Below are 19,018 nucleotides of genomic sequence, written 5' to 3'. Positions count from 1 at the left end.
TTGTTTCGAGAAAAAGTATGTTTGTAAATAGTATTGTATGACAAATCCAATTGTAAAAGTAGAACATTTGTATCACCGTTATGCGACGCAGTGGGCAGTAGAGGATATTTGTTTTGAAATAGATCACTCCGGAGTCGTGGGGTTATTAGGATCGAACGGGGCGGGTAAATCAACAACCATGAATATTATTTGCGGGGTGTTGAAGCAGACCCAAGGGGAGGTGTATGTGAATGGGGTTAATACGTTGCAAGACCCTATTCAGGCTCGTAAACAGATCGGTTTTTTACCCCAGAAGGCTCCGCTCTATCCGGATCTGACGGTTGATGAGTATTTACGTTTTTGTGCGGAAATGCGTTTGATGGAACCCAAAAGAATCCGGAAAGCAGTGGACGAGGCGGAGGAACTTTGTGGGGTGACTCATTTCAAAAGTCGTTTGTTACGTAATCTTTCGGGGGGATACCAACAACGAGTAGGTATCGCTCAGGCTATATTGCATAATCCGAAATTTGTGGTTTTGGATGAACCGACAAATGGACTGGACCCGAACCAGATTTTAGAAGTTCGCCATCTGATACGTTCAATTTCTGAAGAACGGACTGTGTTGTTGTCAACGCATATTTTGCAGGAGATACAAGCAATCAGTGATACAATCCTGATGATAGAACATGGAAAGCGAGTTTTTTACGGGAGTATGGATGATTTTAACAACTACGTGGAACCTCATTCTATTGTTGTCGGTATGGCTAAACCTCCAGTAATTAGCGAGTTGAATGAGATGAAAGGTGTTAACAGGGTTGATATGATTTCGGAGCGTCAGTTCCGGTTATGGTATAATGGTAAGGAAGATACCCTGAAAAAAGTGGTGGAGGAGAGCGTGAAACGAAACTGGGAGTTAGTGGAGATTCATGCGGAGAAGAGTTCTTTGGAAGAAATATTTGCGAAATTGTCAGGAAAGAAATAATAGAAAGATATATTGGATTATGAGAGTAATATATAAAATTGCACGATTGGAGTTAGCTAATCTGTTCTTTTCCCCGGTAGCTTGGTTTGTACTCGTGTTCTGGGTTTTTATTATGGGATTGAATTTTACCGGGAAAATGGAGGAAATGGCTCGGATGCAGGAGTTTGGCAGTTCGTTTTATGCTATTACGGAGAAACTTTTTTATGGTATTGGTGGTTTGTGTTTTTTTTTGAAGACAGTACTTTATTTTGTTATGCCCGTGTTAACCATGGGGCTTATCAGTCAGGAATATAATTTCGGTTCGATCAAGTTACTTTTTTCGTCACCTATCACGAGCCGGCAAATTGTATTTGGGAAATATTTGGGAATAATGGCTTATGGGCTACTGATTATGGCGTTTATGTTCCTGTATGTTCTGGTTAGTTGGTGTATTGTGGAAAATTTCGAGTGGCAGGTGGTACTGAACGGAATGTTGGGATTGTATCTCTTGTTTGGGCTTTATGCTGCTATCGGGTTATTTATGTCGGCATTAACAAATTACCAGATTCTTTCTGCCATTTGTATGTTGGTTATGTTGACTGTTTTGAACTGGATAGTCGGGATCGGGCAGGAATACGCTTTTATTCGAGATATAACTTACTGGATGTCTTTCGAGAGTCGGGTTGGTAATTTTATCAAGGGAATGTTATGTAGTGAGGATGTCCTTTATTTTATTATCTTGAGTTTAATGTTTTTGTGTTTCTCCGTGTTGAAGATGCAGTTACAGAGAGAACGTTGTTCGCTGACGAGTAAGGTTTTACGGTATGTGGGAGTTTTTGTGGTTGCCATGTTGCTGGGGTATATCACGTCTAGGCCAGCCTTAAAGTTGTACTATGATGCGACTTACACGAAAGTAAATACTTTATCTCAGGAAACTCAGGATATTGTGGCCCAACTAGATGGAGGATTGAAAATTACAACGTATAGTAATTTATTGGGTAAAGATTACCGTATTCCTCCTAAATTGGTTCGTCGGGATATGGACCGTTATGAGAATTACTTGCGTTTTAAGCCGGAAATGGAGTTGGAATACGTGCTTTATTACAATGCGGATACGGCAAATTCCACGTTTAAACATTATTATGGAGGTAAGAGTGTAAAAGAGGCCGCAGAGTTAGCTGCGAAATTAGCGAATGATAAGTTGGGACATTACTTGTCCCCAGAAGAGATTGATGAGAAATTTGATTTAAAACCTTTTGGTTATCGTTTTTTGATGGTGGTGGAACGGGAAAACGGTCAGAAATTGTATTTACACACGTTCAATGATTCCCGCCGTTTACCGAGCGAGAAAGAGATTGCGGCAGCATTACGTCGTTTTATCAAGAAGGCTCCGCGTATCGGTTATCTGACTGATCACAGTGATCGTGCAATCACGACCCAGAATAATCGGGATTACTATTCTTTGGCCGACTTGTCCTATCGTTTTTCTTTGATTAACCAAGGCTTTGATATGGTAAATGTTTCTTTGCAGAGAGATGGCCGGAGTATTCTGGATTCTTTGGATGTGTTGATGATCATGGACCCGGTAGAGAAATTTACAGACGAAGAATTAGAAATTTTGGATGAATATATCGCCAGTGGCAAAAACCTGTTGATTGCGGCAAAACCTCGTTCCGCCGAGAATTTGAAACCTTTGACAGATCAGTTGGGGATAGCTTTTGAACCGGGAATTTTGGTGCAACACCCGGGGAAGGATCAGGTTGCTAATATTGTCAGTTGTGAACCGGTTGGTGATGTGCAGAATTTCTCCCCTCATTTTAGTAGTGCCTCTTATAACAACAATTACGTGATGCCGGGAGCTTCAGCCATAGATATTGTTGATCCGGGAGATTTTAAAATAACCCCCTTGCTGGTGACCGTGGATAAAAAAGCATGGAATGAGATGCAGACTATTGATTTCGTGAATGAAGTGGCGACTTTGGACGAAAAGTTCGGGGAATGTGCCGGGGAGAAAATTACTTTCATGTCTTTGGAACGTAAATGTAATAATCGGGATCAGCGTATTCTGGTGATGGGAGATGCGGATTGTATTAGTATGGGCGAATTAGGAACAACACGTCGGGGAATTTCTTCGGCAAACGCGCTTCTTATTGATGCCACGTTCGGCTGGTTGGTATATGATGAGTTACCTTTAAAACTAAAACGCCCACAGCCTATTGATAACCGTTTGAATATGAGTTGGGCACAAGCTTCAACCGTATCGTTGATCTTGAAGTGGGTTATGCCGATAGTCATTTTATTACTTGGGACTTTTATCCTTATTAATAGAAAGAGAAAATAAGATGTTTTTATATTGTATGTATTTTTTTATTAAAACTTTAGTATGAAAAAATGGTTTGTTATGTTGTTGTGCGCACTTTTTGTTTTTCCGTGTGCCACAATAGGGTATGCTTCAAATGGCGGAGCAGAAACAGAGCTTGTCTCTGCAACAAAAAAGGAGAAGAAAAAGAAAGCTCCCAAGAGCATGTCTAAACGTCAATGGGAGAAACGCAAAAAGAAAGCTGCTAAAAAAGGGGGAGGGATGACTCCGACAATGATTCCGTTGAAATCCAACGGAGGGTCTCCCGTGAAAATGCTTTCTAAAGGTGAACCGATGGGATATGATCAATTTATAAAGAAACCGGGGATTAAAACTGTAAAGAGTACTTTCATAACCTTACATAAAGTGGACGGGAAAGTTTATTTCGAATTCCCTAAAAAATATCTCGGACGGGAAATGTTGATTGCCGCCACGGTAACGGAATCCAGTGATCCGGAATTGTTGATGGTCGGTTATAAAAACCAGAAACCCATGCATGTGAAATTTGAAATACTTGATGGAGCCGTTTATATGAGGTCGGTGAATGCACGTGTTATGGCTGATCCTTCAGAATCCAAGATGCAGAGTGCTGCAGATAAGAATTTTATAGACCCGTTGGAAAGTCGTTTTAGAATTGAGGCTTATAATAGGGATTCATCGGCAGTTATTTTTGACATGACTTCTTTATTTATGGGCAAGGAAAAGGCTTTAAATCCTGTACCGAAGCAAGTTGGACAATATGGAATAACCTCTCAACCACAATCTAACTTGTCTTTCTTGGGAGACATCAAGGCTTTTGATGATAATTTGTCTATAGAGACATGTATGACTTATGATTTTACTTTGAAATATGCGATGTTCTCGATGCCTATCGGTAACATGACGGCCAAAATAACCAATTCTGTATTACTATTGCCGGAAAAAAAGATGAAACCTCGTGTTTCAGATACTCGTTTGGGTGTATTCTTGACCAATAAAGAATATTTAAGTAGCAAGAAGGATGGAATTCAACCTTTTACTTATGCAAACCGCTGGCGGGTGGAACCGAAAGATATGGAGGCTTGGGGAAAAGGAGAGCTGGTTGAGCCTGTAAAGCCGATTGTATGGTACGTGGACACTTTGTTTCCCGATTTATGGCTGGAATCTATCAAAAACGCCGTATTGAAATGGAATTTGGCTTTTGAGAAGATTGGTTTGAAGAACGTGATGCAAGTGAAAGAATTTCCAAAGAACGATCCGAATTTTGACCCGGATAACTTGAAATATTCATGTATCCGTTACTTGCCGGCTGCCGTGCCCAACGCTATGGGACCGAGTTGGGTTGATCCGACCACGGGCGAGATTATCAATGCTACAGTGATCGTGTATAATGATATTATCAAGTTGATCAACAATTGGCGTTTCACGCAGACAGCACAAATTGATCCGAGGGTGCGAACGAAAAAGATGCCGGATGATATTGTAAAAGAAACAATGACATACGTGATTTCACATGAGATAGGCCATACATTGGGATTGATGCATAACATGGCGGCTTCTCATGCTTATCCCGTGGACTCGTTACGTTCTGCCACGTTTACGCAAAAGTATGGAACTACCCCTTCCATCATGGATTACGCTCGATTTAATTATGTTGCTCAACCGGGAGACGAGGGCGTAAGATTGACTCCTCCAGAATTGGGAGTTTATGATTATTTCATTATTAAATGGTTGTATTCCCCTATATCCGGAAATTTGTCTGTAAACGAAGAAGCGAAAATCTTGGAAAGATGGGTGGACGAGAAAGCCGGGGATCCATTGTACCGTTATGGAAGACAACAAACTCAAGCTCGTTATGACCCAAGTGCGATAGAGGAAGACCTAGGTGACAACGCTATGAAAGCGGGAGATTACGGGATAAAGAATTTGAAATATATCCTGAAGCATTTAAGTGAGTGGTTACAGGATGATCCGGATTTTTCTCATCGCAGTTCTTTATATGGGAATATTGCGAACCAATATCTACGTTATATTTCTAATGCGGCTTATAACGTGGGTGGTATTTACCTGACGGCCGTAAAAGAAGGTACAAAAGGTAAGACTTACGAGGCTGTTCCCAGGGAAGTGCAAAAAGAAGCCATGCAATGGGTGATTCGCCAAATGCGTAATTGTGATTGGGTTGATGATAGATCCGTTTTAGATAATGTCGGTTTAAATATCGGGATGGCAAGTTATATTCGCCAGTCCGTTATGAGTATGTTGATCAACCTGTCTGCTAACGTGGTACTTTCTTCTTATATCTCGGATAAACCTTATTCCGTTGCCAATTATTTTGATGATTTGTATAACGGGATATGGGAAAGTACGATTAAAGGACGTGCCTTGACTGCGGGGGACAGGCAGATACAACGTTTAGCCGTGGCTAGTACGGTGGAGACGGTTAAGGCGATGACCTCAGGTGACCGGAGACGAATCTGTTTAACGAACGTGTATACTCCTTCCGTTGATGAAATCGTTCTTTACGGGTTGGACGAGAGTGGTATTGTTGCTAAGTACTTGGATGAATTTAGAAAATTCGAATGGGAAGAAGGTCGGGGATCTGTTATGTCGGAGATGGTGAAATTTGGTAGCGGTTACGGTTCGCAGGCCCCGATAGATATTACGGCGATTGATGAACGCACGGGTTTCTATTATAATATGCTTGAAAAGGTTACCCGTTTGGTAAAGAGTCGTGTGAATACAGCTAACGCGATGGATAAGGCTCATTATCAATCTATATTGGTGATGTTAGAAGCCGCTAAGAAGTAATTTCAGGAAGAGGGTATGTCAAGACGAGCGCCATGAATTTTTGGCATACCCTCTTTTTATTTAATAATTCGAGATAGGATGAGAATAATATTTTTGAGTGTACTGGTATCTCTGTTTATATGGGGATGTAATGTAAAGTCAACATATGATATTTCAGGATTTTGTGACGGAAACAGTTTGAGTACGGTTGTTTACTTGATGGAAATCGAGCAGGGGAAGATTGTTGACACGTTGGGACAAGTCGAGGTTTTGAATGGCCGTTTCACCTTGAACGGTGAGACAGGTAAAGATAAAGATTGTCGGATTGAGTTGGTTGACGATAATAGGAAGCGGGTGTTGGATGCCGTTGATTTTGTTTTAACAGGCTCTAATTTTATGGTGTACTTGGGAAACAAAGATCATTCTTTTATACAGGAAGACAAGGCATCCCAGCAACTGGCACGGGCTTTTTACGATAATGAAAAGAAATTCGTCGATACGAGAAAGGTGTTGGTACAGCAATTTATAACATCAACAGAGAGGAAAAAAGATTCGCTAGGAAAGGAATTTGAGGAATTGATCAAGAGTTATGAACGGAAAGAAAATGAATTGGTGGAGGAACATGTTGATAATAAAGCTACTGCGTGTGCCATCTCAGGATATGTTACTTCCTACACGTTTCGTTTAAAAAGATACTTGTATGCGTTGGGAACAAAGATAAATGCGGTAGCTTATGAGTTGGAGGGGTGGGATTATGTTCTAGATCGTTACTCAAAATTGGGAATTGCTTCAAAAGCTTGGTTGGAAAGAAATGGTTTCAAGGAGAGAATGGCGGGAGTTAGGGATAAGATGGCGGGAGAACGTAGGGCGCTGAAAACTTCAGAGGGAACGATTGCCCCGGATATGGTTCTGGTGGACATGGAGGGTAACGAGTTGAATTTATATGATGTAAAAAGTAAATTAAAATTGGTGGATTTCTGGGCGTCATGGTGTGGGCCGTGTCGGAGGGCAAACCCTTTTGTATTGAGTTTATACAAAGAATTTAAAGATAAAGGTTTTGAGGTGGTTAGTGTCACGGTAGATACGAAAAAGAAAAATTGGCTGAAAGCGGTTGAGGAGGATAAATTGACGTGGAAATATAATGTAAGGGATTCTTTGGGACAATCATCTAGCCTGTATGGTATTTCCAGTGTTCCCTGTATGCTTTTGTTGGATGAGAATAATAAAATTATTGGGAGAAACTTGCCAAAAACAAAATTACGGGAAGTGATTGAACAGGTGTTGTTGGAATGATACTTTTTGTTTGAGTGACTATTATTCGTTTTCGTGTTGTTTTTCGAATATTATCATGGAAAAGGTGAATGTTCTCTTGACAAGGATGCGAGGAATAAAACCAATGAATTGGAACTAGTTGAAGATATGGCCATGTGGCCCAAAATAGTTGGTAGATTCTTTAAGATAATTTGAATTTCAGCATCATTAATTACCTTAATTGAAAACGTTTTTAATTAAGGTAATTTTATGGAAAGACCTAGTAGAAAATCTCGTTATTGGCCTTGTTAATCGACGGACATGATAAAGTGGGATAAACAATCTGGTAAACAGCGTTACCGTTGCGTGCTTTGTGGAATCTATTTCACGGTAAAAATGAACCGATCAAAAGAAAGAACGAGTTAAGCTGGTTCAAGACGTGAGTTATTTACCCTCAACCTTAGGAATCAATACCACGAGAGCCTGGGCTTAGCACCCGAACTCTTCGTCGTAAATTCTCTGGAAATTTAAATCGTTGTCAATATTGGGTAATTCCAGTATATCGCTTGGTTAACCTGGTCGTGGATGGGACTTGTTTAGTAACAAGATATGCCTGTTCATCTATCGAGAAAACGAGTTGAAAAGAGACTTTACTTTACCGGGCAGCAAGTGGCGAGTATACCGATGAAATTTGCTAGGATTTAATTAATATCATGAGTCTAGGCATTGTCATCGAGAGTGTAACTTGTGTGATGATCATAAATCCATTATCCGGGCGATAAAAGACGCTAACAAGTGGATAAAAAGATGTAACAAGGAACATTGCATGGTACTAATCACGAGTCAACCCTGGTTCAACGTTGTTGCTTAACCTATCTCAAGAAAGACCACAAGAGCGTCGAGGGACGTCGATTGAGAGCTATCGCCATGACCGTGTGCAAAATAGACTTGATAGAAATAAGAGAACTCTTTGTTAACCCCTTTACTTTCAGGGTTAACGATACCAGCGAGTATCTTTCCACTATACATACAATGAACAGGGTGGAAGGATGTGGCACATACGTAAGGTCTTGTATTGTGCTTGTAACACCATAAGCAACGTTCTGCCTTGCATATTCCGCTACTTGAACACCTGGATCCCTTGCGCGACAAATTGTTTAGAAGGATTTTTTCTCACCTGAAAGATGATATTTCGTTTCATAGAGGTTAATCAAGAGAATATTTCAGAAATTTTTTGCATCGGTAAATCTGGTTTAAAAAACAAACTGGAACTGGGTTTTCCTAGACATGAGAAATTTCCAGTAAAAGTGGTAAAAAGAATTGTAGTTATAGTTTATTAAATGAAAAAAATCTATTTTTGAGAACAAAAGTGTATTTTGATAGTTAAAAATTTATTTAGGGAGAGTATTTTGTAGTTGCATGGGTAGAAATTAGGAAATCTTTATGAAAGAATGTAACATATACGAGCATGATATTCATGTGTTGATAAGTGATTTGAAAAGTGGTCAAGAATCAGCGTTTGACTATTTATTTGTAACTCGTTACAAGGAATTATGTCGGTTTGCCCGGGCGTTTGTTGGTTCGTACGTTGCCTCGGGTAATGATGATAGGCACCGTTATATCTCATGGATGAAATGGAATAAGAAAGTATACACGAAGAATTATATTATTCATGCAGATTTGTTGAATGGCGGTCGAATTGAATTCCAAATGAGCGAGCGGCTGAATAAACTTCGGGGTATTGGGGATGAGGATGTACCTTATTCGTTTTCATTGAAAAGAGAGTAAAAATAACAGGGATAGTTCCCGATCAAGAGTTAGTGAAATTGGATCAATGGACTAATATCTCGTAAAAAATATAGAATGGAAGCTATAAATTCTTTATTGTTAATCATTTTAGAAATTCGATTGACCATCCTTTTGATTGTAAATCGTAATAATTTTCAATATTAAAGTTCGTGGAAATTTTTAATGATATTAGCAATAAAAAAGTAATATATAAAATAAATGTATTCAAAAAATATTTCTTTTTTTGTAGCATTAACGTGTTTTGTTTTTATAAAATCTTAGGTATGAAGTATTCGGAAGAACAATTTTTGGAATTATTAAATTCTAAACAACCCAAAATTTTTCGCATATTGTACCAAGAATATTATAATTTTATGGTTAGTTTTTCCTTAAATTACGTGTCACGGAAAGAGATTGCGGAAGATATTGTGTCAGATTTATTCGCAAATATATGGACAAATAATTACCAGTTCCAAACGTTTTCAAATTTCAAAAATTTTTTGTATCGTTCGGTGAGGAATGCCTCCCTAGACCATCTGAAACATGAAAAAGTGAAACGACGGTTTCTAAACATTTACGTACAAGAAGAAAGTGAAGAAGAAAGCGATTTCAAAATTATCGAGGAAGAAATGTATCGTCTCCTGTTTGAAATAGTAGACTCTTTACCCAAACGTTGTAAAGAAATATTCGAGTTGCATCTAGACGGGAAAAAAAACGAAGAAATTGCCTCGTTATTAAACATCTCTATTTTAACTGTCAAAACCCAAAAAGCCCGTGCCATGCAGGTATTACGCTCCAAAATGGGCAATTTATTTCTCTTGGCCATGGCATTACACGTGTTTTAAAATCATATCCTCATAAAAAAAATAAAAATCTTGTACATCTTTTTTAATACTTGTCGTTATTGTTATAAAAATAACGACAATGAAAGATTATAATAACGAAATAGCACGTTTACTTGCAGCCTATCTACTGGGAACGATCTCAAAAGAAGAGGAGGAAAAATTACAGAAATGGATAAACGCAAAAAAGGAAAACCAAGTCTTTTTCAAGTCAATCTCCTCAACGAACCGTTCTCGGGAAAAATTTACGATCTATCGTTCTGCCAATTGGAAAAAAGCCTTACAGCGTTTTGAAGATACTTATTATCCTTCCAAAAAACGCTTTATATATAAAATTGCCCGATATGCCGCCATATTTATTATATTTATCGGTGTTGTCCTAATTTTCCAAACAAGAGAAAATACGATATTAAAAAATCTGTCATCTCTAAAACCGTCTCCCCGGATCATCTCTCAAGCTACGCTAACCTTAAGTAACGGCCAACATATCACCTTGTCTTCTAATGACTCGCTACCTTTGCAAAATCTAGTGGATGTAAAAGTAAACCAAAAGAAAAATCAATTAAAATACAATAAAGGCAAACAATCTTCTAAAGCAAGAAATACCTTACGAACTCCTCGAGGCGGAGAATATCAAGTAATTCTTGAAGACGGTACTCTAATTCACCTCAATGCGGCCACGGAATTAAAATACCCCGTTGTATTCGATTCTTTGAAACGGGAAGTATATCTTTCCGGGGAAGCTTGGTTTGAAGTCCAAAAAGATATGACTAGACCTTTTATAGTTAAAACAGATCACGCAAAAATTTTGGTTCACGGAACTAAATTCAATGTAAATACATTTGGAGAAGAAGAAGTTCAAACAGTATTACTCGAAGGGTCTGTAGGAATACAAGGAAACACATCTACAACGGAATACTTTTTGAAACCATCACAACTGGCAAGTGTATCTAAAAATAACGGAGAGGTGAAAATCAAAGAAGTAGACCTGTTATTATACACGGGCTGGAAAGACGGTTTGCTTGTTTTCAGTAACGAACGTCTGGAAGCTATCATGGACAAGATAGCTATGTGGTACGATATTGACATTTTTTATTCCAACGAGACATTGAAAAATTATCGATTCTCAGGTTACTTGGAAAAGTATGATAACATAGAGATCATCTTGAAAGCGATTTCCGAGTCTGTAGAAATTAATTGCATGTTAAAGGATGGAGCTATTATAATTTCACAATGAAACGAGAAATGTTTCCAGCACCTCTCGTTTCAGAATAAATATGGAAAGCACTGTTCCCCAACAATCTTTCCAATCGTTTAATAAAAATTGAGAAACAAAATTATGAAAAAAAATGGATTAAACTCTTGTTTTTTATGGAGCGAAAAACAAAAAATTCTACGTGTTATGAAATTATGTATGTTATTTATTGTGTGTTTTCAATTAACCGTTTCGGCAGCATTATCTCAAGAAAAGAAAGTATCTTTAGATATGCAAAATGTCTCCGCTGAAATCCTATTCCGGGAAATCCAGCGACAGACGGGGTATTGTTTCGTGTTTAACGAAGAACATGCGAAAAAATTAGACCAGATCTCTATCCATGTTTCCCAAAAAGCGATAAGCGAGGTATTACAAGATATCCTTTGGAAAAATGGTTTAACATGGAAATTTGAAAACGATATTATCATGGTAAGTACGAGGGATGCTCAAGTACAAGAAGAACCGATCAAGGTTCACGGGGTGGTCATTGACGAAAAAGGGGATTCCATTCCCGGGGTCACGGTTCAGATCAAAGGTATGTCACTAGGAACCAGTACGAACCACAAGGGTATGTTTTCTTTAAGTATACCCCGAGAAATAGAAAACCTAACTTTGATTTTCTCATTCATTGGAATGGAATCAAAAGAAATTAAGGTGGGGGAACAACGAACTTTACGGGTAATACTGAAAGAAAAGCAACATCAAATCGACGAAGTTGTTGTAAATACCGGGTACCAGAACTTCGATCGCCGCCATTTGACAAGCGCCGTAACATCGTTGAAAATGGAAGACATAATGGTTCCGGGCCTAATGTCAGTAGACCAAATGCTGGAAGGTCGTATTCCCGGTATGATTTTCATGCAAAATTCTGGACAGGTAGGAGCCACGCCAAGATTAAGAATAAGGGGGACCTCAACCTTGCTAGGTAACCAGGAACCCCTTTGGGTTCTGGACGGGGTTGTACTTACCGACCCGGTAAATATCGAACCGGAGCAACTGAATGACCTGGACTTTGTAAACCTGTTAGGTAATGCTATATCCGGTTTAAACCCTGATGATATAGAACAAATCGACGTGTTAAAAGATGCTGCAGCAACAGCCGTGTACGGCACAAAGGCGGCAAACGGGGTTATCGTGATCACCACGAAAAAAGGGCACGTGGGACAACCCAAAGTGTCTTATTCTTTCACGAGCGGAATAAAGCGTAGGCCCCGTTACACGATGCGGGGAGTTGACCTGATGAACTCTCAAGAACGAGTGGAATACTCCAATGAAATCATTGAAAAACAAATACCTTATAATACAATCAGCTCGTGGGTCGGTTACGAAAGTGCTTTAAAAGATTATTATAACGGGCTGATTGATTATGCGGAATTAAAACGGCAGACAGATTATTACGAGACAGTAAATACCGATTGGTTCGATATTATTTTCCGGGATGCCTTCTCGCACAGTCATACGTTAAGTGTCTCCGGAGGTTCCGAGAAGATCAAGTATTACACTTCTCTCGGTTATGGAGATGACCAGGGAACTTTACGGGGAGAGATCGGTAGACGTTATACCATGAATTCCAATTTGAATTTGACTTTCGGTAAATTATTCGTGTCATTCGGATTAAACGGTAACGCGCAAAGAAAGAAATACACGCCGAGCGAAGTTGCGTTACAAAATTATGCCTATAACACTAGTCGTGCGGTTCCTGCGTACGAGTGGGATGGCTCATTATCTTTTTACCAACGGAAAAAAGCCGATTGGACTTATCCTTTTAATGTTCTAAATGAAAGAGATAATAGTTCGGATGAACAAGATGCTAGCACTGTGAATTTAAGCTTGAGAATGGATTACAATTTTATTGAAAATTGGAGAGCCAGCTTACAAGCAGCGTACGGGCTAAGTAACACGAACAGGCAAATCTGGTTCGGAGAAAATACGTGGTACGTGGGAACATTAGGTTATTGGGATGAAGAAACGGGAGAAGTTGCTAAAGGATACGAGGGATACTCTCGATTACCTGTTGGAGGAGAACTACGGGAAACCGAAGAAAAAAACGAAACTTATTCCATGAGAGTAGAATTGAATTACAACCGATTCCTAGATAAAGACATGAAACATAATATTAGTGTTTCCGCTTTCGGTGAATTATCCTCCACCAAATATACCGGGATGGATATCACCATGCGTGGCTACATGAAAGACCGAGGAATGTTAATCAGTGCCGTACCTGAAGGTTATTACCCCCGGTACGATAAATGGCGATTAACCGACGAGGCTGCTTTAGGGAAAAGAACTTACACGATCAATAACAAGGTGGCAGGAATTTTGACATTCATGTACTCTTTTGATAATAAATATATTTTTAATGCCAACATGCGTGTAGATGCTTCCAACAAATTCGGAGATCAAAGTAATAAACGTTTGTTACCAATCTGGTCTTTATCCGGACGTTGGAATATCAAAGAAGATATATTAAAGAATGCAAACTGGATCGATGATGTCGCTTTGCGTGTTTCCTTTGGTTATCAAGGGAACATGCTTGACGATCAAAGTCCGGAGTTAATCATCAAGAAACAGGCGTTACATCCCTTCTTCGGAGAATTATACTCTGATATTAAAAGTTTCCCTAACCCGAACCTACGCTGGGAGAAAACGGCATCATTAAATGTTGGCTTGGATTTCTTTCTTTGGAAAGGAAAAATATCGGGAACTCTTAGCGGGTATTACCGAAAAACGACAAATGCTTATATGTCAAAAGTTATATCTCCCGTTAACGGAGCACGTAATTATACTGTAAACTCGGGAACGGTAACTAACAGTGGTTTTGAGTGTGCATTTTCGTTCCAACCCTTTAATAATCTAGACTTCTCACAAAGCGGGCAGATTGGAGGTTTCTCATGGAGAATCGACCCGCAGATCGGTTCTGTTTTTAATCAACTCGTGGACAAATTGAAATCCTCCAAAAATCAGCGTACCCTGGAAGATGACGATTATGAAAGATTAAGTTACACGGATTACCTGAACGGTACAATCCCGATAGCGGGTCATCCCATTAACGGTTTCTACTCCTACAAATTCAAAGGATTAGATCCAACAGATGGTCGTCCGATGTTCTACGGGACAGAGGAAGAGAACAAAGAAGCTTATGGTAAATTAACCAAAGAACAATTGTACAAGACCGTGATGGAATACTCTGGTTGCCGGCAACCTTTTCTCCAAGGAGGTATATCCAGTACCATGCAATGGAGACGTGTTGTATTTTCATTCAATCTCAGTTACAGTTTCGGGGCAAAAACCCGACTTATAAAATTATATTCAGAAGCCAGTGAAACAGGAGGAACCATGGCCGTACAACCCAACCAGAATTTGCGGGCAGAGATGGTCAACCGTTGGAAGCGTCCTGGAGACGAGAAACACACGAATATACCCGGCCTTTTAGACAACAAGACCTTTCAAGAAACTTTAGACCCGTGGTTTGCCCACGCCACAGGTAACATTAACATTACAGAAGGTGTTATTGCATATCCATTTGTTTTTGCCCAAAATATATGGCAAATGTATGATAATTCTAATGTTCGGGTCGTACCTAATGATTACGTGAAACTACAATCAATCTCTATTCGATACGTTGTTCCCGAAAAATTTCTAAAAAAGGTTGGTATATCCTCCGCTTACGTGAGTGTATCCGGAAGTAATTTATTTACCATCGCTTCAAAAGCTTTAAAAGGACAGGATCCAACACAATCCGGAACCGCAACTTCTATCTCGGTACCCGTTCCTGCCATGTATAATTTAAGTTTTAACATCTCGTTTTAATCTACTAGTTATGAAAAAATTTATGATATTAGGCTTGGTCGCTCTCATCACTTTCTCTTGTGGTGATTTCCTTGAAGAACGTTCACAGGATTTGGTATATGCCTCGTCATGTGAAGATTTGAATGAAATATTAATCGGTAATGCTTACATGGATAACGATATCGGGGTACAATATTTCCTGTACTCTTCATCAGGAAATTATTACCCGTGGCTATGGGTAATGGATGATGACATGGAAGCTTATACTAATGCCGGTTTAGGCGGTATGTCGGGGCAGCAACTAGCTGGATTCTATCAATGGAAAGAATCCCCGTTTGTTCTTTACGGGAATCCCCTGGATGATTACGAATGGGAGCGATTATACAAACATATCGCAGTGACAAACGTTGTCGTGGATCAAGTTAACGAGTTTCCCGATGATCCCGAAGAACTAAGGAATAAGGTAAAAGGAGAAGCGCTCTTTTTAAGAGCGGCTTACTACTTCTTATTGGCTAACATGTATGCCGCTCCCTACGAGAAAGATAAAGCTAATAATACCCCAGGCGTACCCCTAAAATTAACCTCCTATATAGAAGATTTAAAATTTAAAAGAACACGTTTGGATACTTTATACTCTTCAATCATACACGATTTAAAAGAGTCAGCCATTTGCTTGGAAAAAATCAATGAAGATCAGGTATTCAAAGCGAATGCTCACGCTGCCAATCTTTTACTCAGTCGTGTATACCTGTACATGGGAGAGTGGGAAGAGGCCTTAAAAAGTTGTGAAAAAGTAAGTAACAGGTTGTATCACTTGGAAAAATTATCTTTACCATACTCGCAGAATTTCTTCAGGGTTTCTTGCCCCGAACTTATCTTTGCTCAAGGTTCCGAATGCGCTGCCAATATATTCGGTGCGTTAGGGGGATATTGTTTTCGTGTTTCGGATGGGCTAATTGGATTATACCAATCTGATGACAAGTACAAAGACCTGCGGGCCAGCATATTTTTAAAGAGCAAATCATCGAGAATGGTAAGCGGTAAAATATCTTCGCTGTTTGGAAGTTATATTGCAGAGGGGGATACTCCTGACACGTTCGTTTTACGCTATGCGGAAGTGTTATTAAACAAAGCCGAGGCTCTTGTCATGCTAGACCGGGAGGATGAAGCAATTGATGTTCTGAAAGAATTACTGGAAACTCGTTACGAGAATGGTATATACCCGGAAATCACGGAACGAGGGGAAGACCTTGTTAACTTGATCCGGGATGAACGCAGGAGAGAACTGTGTTTCGAGGGACATCGTTGGTTCGATTTACGTCGTTATGCTGTAAACCCCAAGTACCCGCTAACAGATTATAAAATTATCCATGGTGTATACGCGGAAAAGCCGGAATCCGGTCAGGCAGCCCAAATTGGATATTGTGTACTCGAAATGTATCCCAAGGGAAAAGGATGGATATTACCCATTCCCGAGTATGAAGTTAACGTGAATCCAGAAATAGGACATAACGAAAGGGAAGATGCCGAATATGTTGAATTTTAATGATAAAAAAATGAAAAAGATAATATACTTATTTATAATTTTTATATTGGGAGCTTGTGCCCAGGAGGATGAATTAACTCCGACCGGAGTGGTTAAAGACTGGTTTGCAATTCAACCGGGAGAAGGTGAATGGAACGAAATAGCTTGCGATATATACACGAATTACGGGTGTTCCGTCTTTAAAAATGACACGCTTGGCAAAGAATTCAGAGGATTCGATAACGCGGGAGACTCTATTATTTATTACGAGACATTAAAAATCGGCTATTCGATAGAAAGTTTCTCTAAAGTCAATTTCACGCTATGTAAAGATGAAGAAAAATTAATTCAAGGAATTAAAATTGTCAGAGATCTATTAATGCCGCAATTAGAAAAATTCGGAACTATCACAAGAAGTTATTTGCTAGTGGATACGGTCATATCTGCTAGTGACACGACTGTTTGCGAGTATGGCAAAAGGGATTTTGAAACAACATTGCTAGGATTAACCGTTAGCATGACAGACGGTACAAGAAAAAACATTACGGAATTCACTCAAGAGGAACGGGAAAACTGGCTTGGAAAGATTGTTGCTATTGAAGTTGCCAATCGTATTCAGCTTAAATATTCCGAGCTTGTAAAAGAATTTTATACCATACAAAAAGAAATTGTCGAGAATGAAGGAAACAAGTACGCCCATGGTGTTAAAGGAACAACCGAAGATTTCGGCGGGGGAAAAGGCATTCCAGATTCTCGTCCACTAGGTTTTCTGGAATGGAGTTCACTAACTATAACTTATAATTATTTCAACAATCCCAAGTGGACAAAATATGAATATTATTCCCCAACAGAGGAAAAAGATTTCGAAACATTCGTGGCGGCAGCTCTGTTGAAAACCCCAGAAGAATTTGAATCAGAAAATGGAGAATACCCTTATGTTATGGAAAAATTTTCCTGGATGAAAAATTTCTTACAAGAACAAGGGTATATTCAGTAAAATAAAATTACGACAATAAAATCATTAATTACGATTTTTCCTAGGATTGTATAAAAGTAAACTAAAAAGTCTGGCCGATGATTTCTATACACTAGAATGGAATGCAGAAATGGATTTCATTCTAGTTTTTTTTTCTTCCGGGAAGAAGTACCGCTTTATCGATAGGAAACTTAATGATAGAGCGGGAAATTTTGATAATGATTACCAATTAATATTTTGTAAAGAATTGTTTATTAAAAGAAATATGTAATTTTTTTATCCAGTCGATTCATCCTTTTTCTTTTTTTCGTGTCATTAGAGATAAAATTGAACAAATACACGTATGGACACGATAAAGGAATATGTCAAAATATCGACTTGGATTGCCCGAGAAATAGCAGGAACAATCCAACAAGAAGAAAAGGAAAAATTAGAACAGTGGTTAGGAGCCGAAGAAGAAAACTTATGTATTTACGAGAATATTCGAAAACGCCTAAGTGAAGAACAAGAAAAACGGTCCTACCAGAAAACAGAAAATATTCGGGCAGATTGGAATAAAGTACAATCCCGACTAAAAAAGAAAACAATAACATACAGGCAAATTTTACAATGGGCAGCCATTATTATCGTTGTGTTTTCCACCCTATTGATTTGGAAACAACAGGAAGAAATTACAGATACCTCAAGCACGACACACACCCATTCAAAGATTTATGCGGGGAAAGTATTGGCAACTTTAACTTTAGATAATGGAGAAGAAATAAAATTACAAGATTCAAATTCCCCTGAAATCCATCAGGAAGGAATTAAAATTTATCAATCAGACAATCAATTAGTATACGAAGATTCCGTGAAAAACGAAAAGAAAGAAGAACGATTTCATGTTATATCAGTTCCTCGAGGCGGAGAATATTGTTTAAAATTAAGTGATGGAACTATTGTTTACCTGAATGCCGAATCTAAACTAAGTTACCCCGTTACTTTCTCTGAAACAGAACGTAAGGTACATTTGGTTGGAGAAGCTTTTTTCGACGTACAAAAAGATACAACGAAGCCTTTCATCGTGGACATGGATTCCCTCCAAATCCGAGTGTTAGGAACCGAATTCGGAGTCCGTGCCTACACCGATGAAGAGTGTGTAAAAACCACATTAAAACAAGGAAGCGTCAAAGTTGAAACAAATAGTAATAATTTAATTTTATCTCCCGGTACCCAAGCAATATTCAAAAAGTCTGACCATAGCTTGGAAAGACAAGAGGTAAACATTAACCTATTCATCGGTTGGAAAGACGGACGATTAATTTTTAAACATTGTCCCTTGGAGGAGGTATTGAGAGATTTAGGCCGATGGTATAATTTCAACGTCACATTTGAACGGGAGGAATTACGCTCATTGCCATTTTCATTAAATATCGAAAAACACGAAGATTTCTCAGAAGTACTTGATTTATTAGAAGAAACGGAATGTGTAACTTTTGAAATAACCGATAACACAGTCATTGTAAAATAAAAAAGTAGCGCTGGAAC

The 19,018-nt window shown here is 38.9% G+C and carries 11 protein-coding genes; all 11 read left to right on the top strand.

The features are described 5' to 3' along the window. The first annotated feature begins 37 nt into the window (after nt 1-37). The 11 genes from I2I33_RS14790 (at nt 38) to I2I33_RS14740 (ending at nt 19,001) form a co-directional block, all read left to right on the top strand. The gene (locus I2I33_RS14790; RefSeq protein WP_087420398.1) at nt 38-961 is read left to right on the top strand and encodes an ABC transporter ATP-binding protein; all 924 of its coding nucleotides are present in this window, start codon (nt 38-40) and stop codon (nt 959-961) included. Between the two features lie 19 nt (nt 962-980). Further along, a complete protein-coding gene (locus tag I2I33_RS14785; RefSeq protein WP_229128319.1) occupies nt 981-3,281 on the top strand; it encodes a Gldg family protein in 2,301 nt (766 codons plus the stop codon). Nucleotides 3,282-3,323: 42 nt separating this feature from the next. Continuing rightward, the gene (locus I2I33_RS14780; RefSeq protein WP_087420397.1) at nt 3,324-6,086 is read left to right on the top strand and encodes a zinc-dependent metalloprotease; all 2,763 of its coding nucleotides are present in this window, start codon (nt 3,324-3,326) and stop codon (nt 6,084-6,086) included. A 78-nt stretch (nt 6,087-6,164) separates the two neighbouring features. Then, a complete protein-coding gene (locus I2I33_RS14775) occupies nt 6,165-7,358 on the top strand; it encodes a TlpA family protein disulfide reductase (protein ID WP_087420396.1) in 1,194 nt (397 codons plus the stop codon). 1,401 nt (nt 7,359-8,759) lie between these two features. Continuing rightward, nucleotides 8,760-9,104, top strand: a complete 345-nt coding sequence (locus I2I33_RS14770) for a glycoside hydrolase domain-containing protein (RefSeq protein WP_087420395.1) — start codon at nt 8,760-8,762, stop codon at nt 9,102-9,104. Between the two features lie 284 nt (nt 9,105-9,388). After that, the gene (locus I2I33_RS14765; RefSeq protein WP_087420394.1) at nt 9,389-9,949 is read left to right on the top strand and encodes an RNA polymerase sigma-70 factor; all 561 of its coding nucleotides are present in this window, start codon (nt 9,389-9,391) and stop codon (nt 9,947-9,949) included. A 79-nt stretch (nt 9,950-10,028) separates the two neighbouring features. Further along, a complete protein-coding gene (locus I2I33_RS14760; RefSeq protein WP_087420393.1) occupies nt 10,029-11,183 on the top strand; it encodes a FecR family protein in 1,155 nt (384 codons plus the stop codon). A 165-nt stretch (nt 11,184-11,348) separates the two neighbouring features. Next, the gene (locus I2I33_RS14755) at nt 11,349-15,011 is read left to right on the top strand and encodes a SusC/RagA family TonB-linked outer membrane protein (RefSeq protein WP_229128318.1); all 3,663 of its coding nucleotides are present in this window, start codon (nt 11,349-11,351) and stop codon (nt 15,009-15,011) included. Nucleotides 15,012-15,021: 10 nt separating this feature from the next. After that, entirely contained in the window at nt 15,022-16,536 is a 1,515-nt protein-coding gene (locus I2I33_RS14750) for a RagB/SusD family nutrient uptake outer membrane protein (protein ID WP_087420391.1), read from the top strand. 10 nt (nt 16,537-16,546) lie between these two features. Then, complete coding sequence (locus I2I33_RS14745) at nt 16,547-17,512, top strand: hypothetical protein (protein ID WP_140402563.1); 966 nt, start codon at nt 16,547-16,549, stop codon at nt 17,510-17,512. 322 nt (nt 17,513-17,834) lie between these two features. Continuing rightward, nucleotides 17,835-19,001, top strand: coding sequence for a FecR family protein (locus tag I2I33_RS14740; RefSeq protein ID WP_087420388.1), 1,167 nt, complete (start codon nt 17,835-17,837; stop codon nt 18,999-19,001). The last annotated feature ends 17 nt before the right edge of the window (nt 19,002-19,018 follow it).

The organism is Butyricimonas sp. BSD2780061689_150309_C8 (assembly GCF_015560935.1).
In the GTDB taxonomy this organism is placed as follows: Bacteria; Bacteroidota; Bacteroidia; order Bacteroidales; family Marinifilaceae; genus Butyricimonas; species Butyricimonas paravirosa.
The sequence above is the reverse complement of the archived record's forward strand: the minus strand, read 5'-3'. Positions and strand labels throughout refer to the sequence as shown.

Excerpts from the sequence above, each read along its gene's own strand:
- I2I33_RS14760 (WP_087420393.1), top strand. The coding sequence starts at position 10,029 with ATGAAAGATTATAATAACGAAATAGCACGTTTACTTGCAGCCTATCTA.
- I2I33_RS14745 (WP_140402563.1), top strand. The coding sequence starts at position 16,547 with ATGAAAAAGATAATATACTTATTTATAATTTTTATATTGGGAGCTTGT.
- I2I33_RS14790 (WP_087420398.1), top strand. The coding sequence starts at position 38 with ATGACAAATCCAATTGTAAAAGTAGAACATTTGTATCACCGTTATGCG.
- I2I33_RS14780 (WP_087420397.1), top strand. The coding sequence starts at position 3,324 with ATGAAAAAATGGTTTGTTATGTTGTTGTGCGCACTTTTTGTTTTTCCG.
- I2I33_RS14765 (WP_087420394.1), top strand. The coding sequence starts at position 9,389 with ATGAAGTATTCGGAAGAACAATTTTTGGAATTATTAAATTCTAAACAA.
- I2I33_RS14785 (WP_229128319.1), top strand. The coding sequence starts at position 981 with ATGAGAGTAATATATAAAATTGCACGATTGGAGTTAGCTAATCTGTTC.
- I2I33_RS14740 (WP_087420388.1), top strand. The coding sequence starts at position 17,835 with ATGGACACGATAAAGGAATATGTCAAAATATCGACTTGGATTGCCCGA.
- I2I33_RS14770 (WP_087420395.1), top strand. The coding sequence starts at position 8,760 with ATGAAAGAATGTAACATATACGAGCATGATATTCATGTGTTGATAAGT.
- I2I33_RS14755 (WP_229128318.1), top strand. The coding sequence starts at position 11,349 with ATGAAATTATGTATGTTATTTATTGTGTGTTTTCAATTAACCGTTTCG.
- I2I33_RS14750 (WP_087420391.1), top strand. The coding sequence starts at position 15,022 with ATGAAAAAATTTATGATATTAGGCTTGGTCGCTCTCATCACTTTCTCT.
- I2I33_RS14775 (WP_087420396.1), top strand. The coding sequence starts at position 6,165 with ATGAGAATAATATTTTTGAGTGTACTGGTATCTCTGTTTATATGGGGA.